Source organism: Chelatococcus sambhunathii (assembly GCF_001418005.1).
Taxonomy (GTDB): Bacteria; Pseudomonadota; Alphaproteobacteria; order Rhizobiales; family Beijerinckiaceae; genus Chelatococcus_A; species Chelatococcus_A sambhunathii.
Genome location: NZ_LIOL01000007.1, coordinates 147,449 through 157,349, shown reverse-complemented (window position 1 = coordinate 157,349; position 9,901 = coordinate 147,449). Strand labels below are relative to the sequence as shown.

The window sequence follows — 9,901 nt, the reverse complement described above, 5'->3', positions numbered from 1 at the left end:
GCGCGCGTCCGAAGGCCGTCTCCTTCCATGGCGTCGCTCCCCGTGCGGGGGCGCGGACGGAAACTCGCGGCGGTGCCGGCACTCGCGCCGGTGCTTATTGCCTTGCTATCGCCGCGACCCCGCGCGAGCCTTCACGGGCGGTGGGCTGGCCTTCAATACGTTGATTTTCCTTGATTTCCGCGGAGACGAGGGGATTCGAACCCCTGATACGTGTTACCACGTATAACGGTTTAGCAAACCGCCGCCTTCAGCCACTCGGCCACGTCTCCTGCGGCGGCCAAGCCCTAACCTTTTCGCGGATTCCGGTCAACATGCCAGTTGGGTCATGCACCGCCACTTTGGGCCGCGGCCAGCCTGCTTTCTCGGTGAGGGGCGGGGAGTGCGCGTGGCCGAAGGGATGCTGCAGCGCAGCGGCATGCGTGGGCGCGGAGCCAAATGACATGATGATTCCGTTGTTTGCGCCCTGCTGCATTGCGTGTATGGCAAAAGAGCTTTGCGCTGTTTGAGGGGGCCTGCATGAAGATCAAGCGCCTGGTGGTTGCCAACCGCTCCGAGATCGCCATTCGCGTGTTTCGAGCGGCGACGGAACTCGGCATCCAGACGGTGGCGATCTATGCGGAGGAGGACAAGCTCTCGCTGCACCGCTTCAAGGCGGATGAGGCCTATCAGGTCGGCAGGGGCAAGGGGCCGCTCGAGGCGTATCTTTCGATCGACGAGGTGATCCGTGTCGCGAAAGAAGCGCGGGTCGACGCCATCCACCCCGGCTATGGCTTCCTGTCCGAAAGCCCGGAATTCGCCGAGGCCTGTGCCGCTGCCGGTATCGTCTTCATCGGGCCGAAGCCCGAAACGATGCGCACGCTCGGCAACAAGGTGGCGGCGCGCAACCTCGCCATTTCGGTCGGCGTGCCGGTGATGCCCGCGACCGACCCGCTGCCGGAGGATCCTGCCGAGATCAGGCGCCTTGCCGCCGAGATCGGCTATCCCGTGATGCTCAAGGCCTCCTGGGGCGGCGGCGGACGCGGCATGCGCCCCATCGAGAGCGAGGACAAGCTCATCGACGCCGTCATGAGCGCGAGGCGCGAGGCGAAGGCCGCCTTCGGCAAGGACGAGGTCTATCTCGAGAAGCTCGTGCGCCGCGCCCGCCATGTCGAGGTGCAACTCCTCGGCGACAGGCACGGCAACCTCGTCCACCTCTTCGAGCGCGACTGCTCCATCCAGCGCCGCAATCAGAAGGTGATCGAGCGCGCGCCGGCGCCCTATCTCGACGCGGCGACCCGCGCCGCCCTGTGCGAGGCGGGACTCAAGATCGGCCGGGCGACGGATTATGTCGGCGCCGGCACGGTCGAGTTCCTCATGGATGCCGACACGGGCGCCTTCTACTTCATCGAAGTCAACCCGCGCATCCAGGTGGAGCATACGGTAACCGAGGTCGTCACCGGGCTCGACATCGTCAAGGCGCAGATCCGGATTGCCGAGGGCGGGCGGCTGGGCGTCGCCGCAGAGACCGGCATTCCGCCGCAGTCCGAGATCGTGCTCGACGGCCACGCCCTGCAATGCCGCATCACCACGGAGAACCCGGAGAACAACTTCATCCCGGACTACGGCCGCATCACCGCCTACCGTGGCGCCTTCGGCTTCGGCATCCGCGTCGACGGCGGCACGGCCTATTCCGGAGCCGTCGTCACCCGTTTCTACGACCCGATGCTGGAGAAGGTGACGGCTTGGGCGCCGACGCCGGGCGAGGCCATCGCCCGCATGGACCGGGCGCTGCGCGAATACCGCATCCGCGGCGTCGCCACCAACCTCTTCTTCCTCGAGGCGGTGCTGTCGCATCCGAAGTTCCGCGGCAACGACTACACCACCCGCTTCATCGACGAGACGCCGGAGCTCTTTAGCGCGCCGCGGCGGCGCGACCGAGCGACCAAGCTGCTCACCTATATCGCCGACGTGACCGTGAACGGCCATCCGGAGGTGAAGGGCCGCGCCCGCCCGCCGGCCGAGGCCCGTCCGCCGCAGGCGCCCGTCTTTCCGGCGCCGTCCGGCGTGGAAGGCACGCGCCGGGTGCTCGACCGCCTGGGACCGAAAGGCTTTGCCGAGTGGATGCGCGCCGAGCGCCGGGCGCTCGTCACGGATACCACGATGCGCGACGCGCACCAGTCGCTCCTTGCCACGCGCATGCGCACCTTCGACATCGCCGGCGCGGCGGAGGCCTATGCCAATGGCCTGCCGCAGCTCTTCTCGCTCGAATGCTGGGGCGGCGCCACCTTCGACGTCGCCATGCGCTTCCTCACCGAGGACCCGTGGGAGCGTCTCGCACTGCTGCGCGAGAAGGTGCCGAACGTGCTCCTGCAGATGCTGCTGCGCGGGGCGAACGGCGTCGGCTACACCAATTATCCCGACAATGTCGTGCGCCATTTCGTCCGCCAGGCGGCGGAGGCGGGCATGGACCTCTTCCGCGTGTTCGACTGTCTCAACTGGGTCGAGAACATGCGGGTCGCCATCGACGCCGTCGGCGAGGCGGGCAAGCTGGCGGAAGGGGCCATCTGCTACACCGGCGACATCCTAGACCCTACCCGCGCCAAATACTCCCTCAGCTATTACGTTGGCCTCGCGAAGGATCTTGAGAAGGCCGGCTGCCATATCCTCGGCATCAAGGACATGGCGGGGCTGCTGAAGCCGGCGGCGGCCAGGGTGCTGGTCAAGGCGCTGCGCGAGGAGGTGGGCCTGCCAATCCATCTTCACACGCACGATACCTCTGGCATAGCGGCAGCGAGCGTGCTGGCGGCGGTCGCCGCCGGGGTCGACGCCTTCGATGCGGCGATGGACGCCATGTCCGGTGCGACGTCCCAGCCCTGCCTCGGCTCGCTCGTCGAGGCCCTGCGCCACACGGACGAGGACACCGGGCTCGACCCGGAGGCCATCCGCCAGCTCAGCTTCTACTGGGAGGCTGTGCGCACCCAATACGCGGCTTTCGAGAGCGACCTGAAGTCCGGCGCCTCCGAGGTCTATCTCCACGAGATGCCGGGCGGCCAGTTCACCAATCTCAAGGAGCAGGCGCGCTCGCTTGGCCTGGAGACGCGCTGGCACGAGGTGGCCAAGGCCTACCGGGCGGCCAACGACCTCTTCGGCGATATCGTGAAGGTCACGCCTTCGTCCAAGGTTGTCGGCGACATGGCGCTGATGATGGTGGCGCAGGGGCTCACGCCGGCGGACGTGCTCGACGAGAAGCGCGACATCGCCTTTCCGGCTTCGGTCGTCGAGATGCTGCGCGGCGACCTCGGCCAGCCGCCCGGCGGCTGGCCCGAGGCCTTGCAGCGCAAGGTGTTGAAGGGCGAGACACCGACCACGGCCCGGCCGGGATCCTTGCTGCCGCCGGCCGATCTTTCTGCCGCGCGCGCGGAAGCCGAGAAGCGCTGCGGCCGCGCCGTCAGCGAGCGGGAACTGGCCTCCTTCCTGATGTATCCGAAGGTCTTCGCCGAGTTCTGCGGAGCGAGCCGCAAGTATGGACCCGTATCGTCCCTGCCGACGCCGGTCTTCTTCTATGGCATGCAGGTGGGCGACGACATCGCCGTCACCATCGAGAAGGGCAAGACCCTCGTCATCCGCCTGCAGGCCGTGGGCGATACGGACGAGGAGGGGCAGGTACGGGTTTTCTTCGAGCTCAACGGCCAGCCACGCATGATCAAAGTCCCGAACCGCGCCGCCGCGGCGAGCCGGCCGGTGCGCCGCAAGGCCGACGAGGCGAACGAGAAGCATGTCGCCGCTCCCATGCCCGGCGCCGTCGCCACGGTGGCCGTCAAGGCGGGGCAGGAGGTCCGGGCCGGCGACATCCTTCTCACCATCGAGGCCATGAAGATGGAGACCGCTATCCACGCCGGCCGCGACGGGCGCGTCGCCGAGGTCGTGGTGGCGCCCGCCACACCTGTCGAAGCCAAGGATCTGCTCGTCGTTTTCGAATAGAGGCGGTCCCCGCGAAAAGGCAGTCGCGCAAAGCCGGAATCGAGGCTATGATTAGACTGTCGCCGCAAGCACGCTTACGGACGAGACCGCTCGGCCTGCCGCATGGCGTGGCCATGTGTTTTCGGGTATGATGAAAACTCTCCCAGTTGGATATCCTGTATGAACCGATACGATGATAACCGTGACGCCCGCCGCAGGGGTGGTGGCCGTCGCGACAGCTTTGACTCCCGTGACGGCGGTTTCGGGGGGCGCGACGGTGGCTTCGGCGGTCGCGACGGAGGCTTCGGCGGCCGTGATGGCGGCTTCGGAGGTCGTGACGGCGGTTTCGGGGGCCGCGAAGGTGGCTTCGGCGGTCGTCCGTCGCGCGATGCTTTTGCGGCGCCGGCCGGCCCGCCGACGGACGCGACGGTGAAGTGGTTCAATCCCGAGAAGGGCTTCGGCTTCGTCGCCTGCGAGGACGGGTCGGGCGATGCCTTCCTCTCCATGCGCTCGCTCGAAGCTGCCGGCTTCAGCGGGGCCGAGCCGGGAGCACGCATCGTCGTGCGCCTGCGCGAGGGGCCGAAGGGCAACCAGGTCGCCGAGGTGCTCGAGCTTGAGGACCTGCCGCCGCAGCCGCGCGCCCCGCGTGGCCCGCGTGCCGGTGGTGGTGGCTTCGCCCCACGGATTCCGGAAGGGCCGGCCGAGGAGATGGCGGGCACGGTCAAGTGGTACAACCGTGACAAGGGCTTCGGCTTCGTTCAGCCCGACGACGGTGGCCGTGACGTGTTCGTCCACGCTTCGACACTGCAGCGCGGCGGCATCGCCGATCTCGCCGAGGGCCAGCGGGTCAACATGAGCGTTGTCGCCGGCGCCAAGGGCCGCGAAGCCTCGATGATTTCCTACGCCGACTGACCGGCGGCGCAAGCCTCGGCGATCTTCGGGCGTCCATGATGAAAAAGCCGCGGGCGGCTGCGCCCGCGGCTTTTTGCTGCGTTGCGGCAAAGTTTTGCCGTCAGTGAAAGGTCGTTGCAAGATCTCGCCCGGCAAGATCTGCCCCGACAAGATCCGCGTGTGCGTGGCGACCGGAACGATAGGCTACAAGCATCGCAGCGCCGGTCTCGATGCCGTGCGGGCCGCGCTGATGCAGCCGAACTTCCCGCTCAAGATCATCCCGCATGTCGATGGCACGCCGCGCATCTGCGAACTCGTCGTATATTTCCTCGAGGACGTCGTCGTCGAAGGGCCGTGGACGGGGCTCGCGGCCCTGTCGCTCAACCCGCATGCGCTGGCGCCGGTGGCGGAACTGCCGGTGCTCGAAGTCGTGTCCGCCCTGCATCTCGTCGCCGATCTGACGCTCGGGCGAGGGCGCGTCGCCCACGTCTATCTGGCGCGAGGCTCAGGTCGTTTCCACACGCACGCGCACGGTGCCGCCGCGCAGCACCGTGTTGCCGAACAGGACCGGGCGGCCTTCCCCGTCCGTGTCCACATAGCTCAGGACGATCACCGGCTCGTCGAGATCGATGCCGAGCGCCGCCGCCTCGACCTTGCGGGGCATGCGCGTGTCGATCCAGGTGGCGCGGCGCAGGAGTCTGCGGCAGTCGAACTCCGCAAGGGTGGCCGACAGGCTGCGCAGTCGGGCGAAGGCGGTGTCGATGCCGGCAAAACGGGCGGCGTCGAAATAGTGATAGCCGTAGGACAACAGGCGCGAGCCGGCCTGGCGCAGCGTCTCCAGCACCAGCAACTCGCCGCCCCTGTCGATCTGCAGCAGGCCGGCGAGATAGTGCGACGTGGGGCGGCGGTAGGAGGCGATGAGTTCGCCGGTGGCCGCATCATTCATGGCCTGCTCGAGTTCGCTCGTGCTGGGTTGGCGGGCGATGCGGTATTCCGGCTGCTCGTCCGTGACGAAGACGCCGGCCCCCTGCCGCGAGACGACGAGGCCCTTGTCCGCCAGCTTGAGTAGCGCCATGCGGACCGTGTGGCGATTGACCCCGTAGCGCCGCGACAGTTCCAGCTCGGATGGAAGCTTCTGACCCGACGCCACGAGTCCGCCGCGAATCTCGAACTCGATGTCGCTCAGGATCTGTCGCCAGACGGGTACGGAAGCTGTTCGATCAAGAGGCAAGCCATCGGAAAAGGAAGGGCAATCGTTCATAGCGAGCCTGTTCGCTTCTTCATATGCCGAAAAATAAAATAAAATTCTACTTATCCAAATTAATGCATCCCGTTGATGTAAAAAACCACCCATATATCCGAGGGGCTAGAATGGCGCGCGATCCGCGCAAGGCATCTTGACGTGCGTCCGTCATGCTGGCATCGCCGCTTGTCAAGACTCGCACGCGTGCGGCCGCATATCGAGCCCTGAATGCAAACAGTCCTGTGTATCGGCATCGCCACCCTCGATTATGTCTACAAACTCGACGCGCTGCCGACACGGGCAGAGAAATATCGCGCCCGGGATGTTGCCGTGACGACGGGCGGCTGCGCCGGCAATGCGGCCGTAGCCATCGCGCGCCTCGGCGGCCGGGCCAGACTCATCGCGCGCCTTGGGGACGATCGCGTCGGTGACGACATCATGGGCTCGCTCACGGACGAGGGCGTCGACTGCAGCGGTGTCGTGCGCCTCGGCGGGCTGCGTTCGCCAGTGTCGGCGATCCTCGTCGATGCGGCCGGCGAGCGCACCGTGATCAGCTATTCCGATCCGCGCTACCCCGCCGCCGTGGAGAGCCTTCCCGCGGCGCTGCCGCAGGGAACCGGCGCTGTGCTCGGCGACACGCGCTGGCAGGAGGGGGCGGCGCGGATCTTCATGCTAGCCCGCGCGGCCGGCGTGCCAGCGGTATTCGACGTCGACCGGGCCCCGGATCACCCGGGAGTCCTCGATGCCGCGAGTCACATCGCCTTCAGCGCACAGGCGTTGCGGGAACGGACGGGGCTGGAGGATCCGCGGGAAGGGCTCCGCAGCCTCGCCTCGCGCCTCCGTGACAGCTGGCTTGCCGTGACGACGGGAGAAGGCGGCGTCTTCTTCATCGAGGACGGCAAGGTCGCGCACGAACCGGCTTTTGCGGTGGATGTGATTGATACCCTGGGGGCCGGCGATGTCTGGCATGGCGCGCTCGCCCTTGCCCTGGCGGAGGGCATGGCGCCCCGCCCCGCCGTACGCTTTGCAAATGCGACCGCTGCCATCAAGTGCACGCGCTTCGGCGGTGGCCGCGGCGCCCCCCGCCGGGCGGAGGTGGAGCATCTGCTCCGAGGCTAGGCTGGCCGGGCGTTTTCTGTCTTGCCGGGGGTGATCTTGCGTTGCGCACCTCAGAAAATGAGGGCAACATGCCTCTATCATGAGCATGATCGCCGAACGGATAACGCTGGAGGATGTCGCGCGGGAGGCGGGCGTGTCGCTCGCGACGGTGGACCGCGTGCTCAACCGGCGCCCCGGCGTGCGCGAGAAGACCGCCGCCAAGGTGCAGGCGGCCATCGCCAAGCTCGGCTACCGGCCCGATCCCGTCGCTGCGCGTCTGGCGCGCAAGGAGACCTTCCGTTTCTGTTTCATCCTGCCGACGGGCACCAACACCTTCATGAGCAATCTCGAGGAACAGGTGGGAGTGGCCGCCGAGTGGCTCGTCACCCAGCGGGCCTTTGTCGACATGCTGCATGTCGATGTCTTCGATCCCGATGTTCTTGCCACCGCGCTCGAGCGCCTGGAGGGGCGCTATCACGGCGTTGCGGTCATCGCGCTCGATCATCCGCGCGTCCGGGCCGCGATCGACGATCTCGTCGCCCGCGGCTCGGCGGTGGTGACGTTGGTGTCAGACGCGCCGACTTCGCGCAGGCTGCGCTATGTCGGTATCGACAACACGGCCGCCGGTCGCACGGCCGGCACGTTAATGGGGCGCTTCTCAGGGGGGCGCGAGGGATCTGTCGCGCTCATCGCCGGGTCGCTCGCCCTGCGCGACCACGCCGAGCGGCAGTTCGGCTTCATGCAGGTGGTGAACGGAGAGTTCCCCAACCTGAGGACCCTGCCGCTGCGCGAGGGGCGCGACGATTCCGAACTGACGCGCAAGGTGACCGAGGACATCCTCGCCGCCCATCCTGATCTCGTCGGCATCTATAATGTCGGCGCCGGCAACCGCGGCATCGCTGCCGCCCTCGAGGCAGCCGGCCGGGAGCGGGATATCGTCTTCATCGGCCACGACCTGACCGCCTACACCAAGCGCTTTCTCGTGCGCGGCATCATGGACGCGGTCATCAACCAGGATGCGGGCCACGAGGCGCGCTCGGCCGCGCGCTTGCTCCTCGCCCACTGTACAGGCGAGCCCATCCTGCCCGAGCAGGAGCGCATCCGTATCGACATCTTCCTGCGGGACAACATACCCTGATCAGGGCGATTGGCGGCGTTGGCGTCCCCTCATGCCGCAGTCACCACCAGGGCCCTGCAGACGGCACGGCCCCGCCGGCAGTAGCTGTGCGGCGCGCTCGAGTCGAAGTAGACGGCATCGCCCGCCGAAAGAGGCATCGTTTCGCCGGCCACGGAGAGTTCGAGTTCGCCTTCGAGGATATAGACGAATTCAGCTGAGCCGTGCTGGTGCGGCGCCGATGGCTGCGCGTCGAGCGGGAATTCCGCGTAGAACGATTCCATCCTGCGGTCGGTTGCCGGATAGTCGAGGCTTTCGAACAAGTAGGCCGGAGGCTCGTCACCCGGTGGTGACGGCAGGCGCAGGCGTTCGCTTGCGCGCACCACAGCCACCAGCGGCCGGGGCGTTTCGCGGCTGAAGAAGTGGTCGAGGCCGACGCCGAATACCATTGCGATGCGCAGCAGGGTTGGCAGGGTGGGGAAGAGCTGGCCGCGCTCGATCTTCGAAAGCATCGCGGTGGAGAGCCCGGTATGGGACCCGAGCTGGGCAAGGCCCAGTTTCTTCTTCAGGCGCAAGGTGCGGATGCGCGGGCCGATCTGATAGCGCTGAAGCTCGACCGTCAACGTTTCGGACAGCATGTCCACCTCGATGTTTCTTCTCAATCCGCAGCACGCGATGATATTATCTCTGTATGAAAAATCAATTTCATATCACGATAAATTTACAATGACGAAAATCAGTTTTCCCATAAAGTGAATTTGGTCGCGGATAGCGTCGGACAATTCAAGAAAAGGGAGTAGCAGTGATGACCTTCAAGCTCGCCTGCAAGACGGCGGTCGCAGCTGTGACCATCGGCATGGTGCTCGCCGGCTCTCCGGCTCGGGCAGCAGGAGACAAGGACATCGTCGAAACGGCGATGGCGTCCGGTCAGTTCAGCACGCTGGCAACGGCGATCAAGGCGGCCGGGCTGGTCGAGACGCTCAAGGGAGCGGGGCCGTTCACGGTCTTCGCTCCCACCGATGATGCCTTCGGACAGCTGCCGCCGGGAACGGTCGAAAGTCTCCTGAAGCCCGAGAACAAGGAGAAGCTGATCGCGGTGCTGACCTATCACGTCGTGCCAGGCAATGTCGCCTCTGCCGACGTCGTGAAACTCGACAAGGCCACAACCGTGAATGGCAAGATGATCAGCATCACTCAGAAATCCGGAAAGGTCATGATCAACGATGCTGCGGTCACGGCAACAGACATCGCCGCCTCGAATGGCACGATCCACGTCATCGACAAGGTTATCCTCCCGCCGGAATCATGAACTTCGAGAGAATCGTTGCGCCCGCGCTGACGTGGAGTGCCTTGGGCCGGGCGGGCGAGCATCGATGGAGGAGGCAATGAAGATCATCAATTTGACGACGCTCGCCCTCATCATCGTCGGCGGGCTGAACTGGGGCCTCATCGGGCTTTTCGGGCTGGATATGGTGGCAGCCCTGTTCGGCGAGGCATCCGTTCTGTCACGGATTGTCTACACCGTCGTAGGCATTTCTGCCGCCTGGCAGGTCATGCCTCTGTTCTCGGCGATCTCGGCGGGCGAGGTCGTGGCCGAGCGGGGATAGACAGACGAT

At 66.2% G+C, this 9,901-nt stretch carries 8 protein-coding genes, 1 tRNA gene and 1 pseudogene; 7 read left to right on the top strand and 3 right to left on the bottom strand.

The annotated features are described in order from the left end of the window. Positions 1–180: 180 nt before the first annotated feature. Positions 181–269: transfer RNA gene (locus tag ASC46_RS14685), tRNA-Ser, on the bottom strand. 247 nt (positions 270–516) lie between these two features. On the opposite strand from ASC46_RS14685, the gene pyc reads away from it, so the two are divergent. The 3 genes and pseudogenes from pyc to ASC46_RS20905 form a co-directional block, all read left to right on the top strand. Then, positions 517–3,960 carry a pyruvate carboxylase gene (pyc, locus tag ASC46_RS14680; protein WP_055460046.1) on the top strand — a complete coding sequence of 1,148 codons (3,444 nt, stop codon included), beginning with the start codon at positions 517–519 and terminating at the stop codon, positions 3,958–3,960. Between the two features lie 159 nt (positions 3,961–4,119). Then, positions 4,120–4,851, top strand: coding sequence for a cold-shock protein (locus ASC46_RS21865; RefSeq protein ID WP_055460045.1), 732 nt, complete (start codon positions 4,120–4,122; stop codon positions 4,849–4,851). Positions 4,852–5,008: 157 nt separating this feature from the next. Next, positions 5,009–5,332 (top strand): annotated as a pseudogene (locus tag ASC46_RS20905) (acetoacetate decarboxylase family protein); the annotation flags it as partial. A 3-nt stretch (positions 5,333–5,335) separates the two neighbouring features. Here the strand turns inward: ASC46_RS20905 and phnF are convergent. After that, positions 5,336–6,061: a phosphonate metabolism transcriptional regulator PhnF gene (gene phnF / locus ASC46_RS14665; RefSeq protein ID WP_157672343.1), complete on the bottom strand. Its 726-nt coding sequence runs from the start codon at positions 6,059–6,061 to the stop codon at positions 5,336–5,338. 240 nt (positions 6,062–6,301) lie between these two features. On the opposite strand from phnF, the gene ASC46_RS14660 reads away from it, so the two are divergent. Both ASC46_RS14660 and ASC46_RS14655 read left to right on the top strand, forming a co-directional pair. Further along, complete coding sequence (locus tag ASC46_RS14660; RefSeq protein ID WP_055460042.1) at positions 6,302–7,192, top strand: PfkB family carbohydrate kinase; 891 nt, start codon at positions 6,302–6,304, stop codon at positions 7,190–7,192. A gap of 79 nt (positions 7,193–7,271) precedes the next feature. Beyond that, positions 7,272–8,309: a LacI family DNA-binding transcriptional regulator gene (locus ASC46_RS14655; RefSeq protein WP_055460041.1), complete on the top strand. Its 1,038-nt coding sequence runs from the start codon at positions 7,272–7,274 to the stop codon at positions 8,307–8,309. Positions 8,310–8,338: 29 nt separating this feature from the next. On the opposite strand, the gene ASC46_RS14650 is transcribed toward ASC46_RS14655, so the two are convergent. Then, complete coding sequence (locus tag ASC46_RS14650) at positions 8,339–8,923, bottom strand: helix-turn-helix domain-containing protein (RefSeq protein WP_055460094.1); 585 nt, start codon at positions 8,921–8,923, stop codon at positions 8,339–8,341. 167 nt (positions 8,924–9,090) lie between these two features. Between ASC46_RS14650 and ASC46_RS14645 the strand changes: the two genes are divergently transcribed. Together ASC46_RS14645 and ASC46_RS14640 are read left to right on the top strand one after the other, a co-directional pair. After that, positions 9,091–9,594 (top strand): fasciclin domain-containing protein, encoded by a 504-nt coding sequence (locus tag ASC46_RS14645; protein WP_055460040.1) that lies wholly within the window; start codon positions 9,091–9,093, stop codon positions 9,592–9,594. A 76-nt stretch (positions 9,595–9,670) separates the two neighbouring features. After that, the gene (locus ASC46_RS14640) at positions 9,671–9,892 is read left to right on the top strand and encodes a DUF378 domain-containing protein (protein WP_055460039.1); all 222 of its coding nucleotides are present in this window, start codon (positions 9,671–9,673) and stop codon (positions 9,890–9,892) included. The last annotated feature ends 9 nt before the right edge of the window (positions 9,893–9,901 follow it).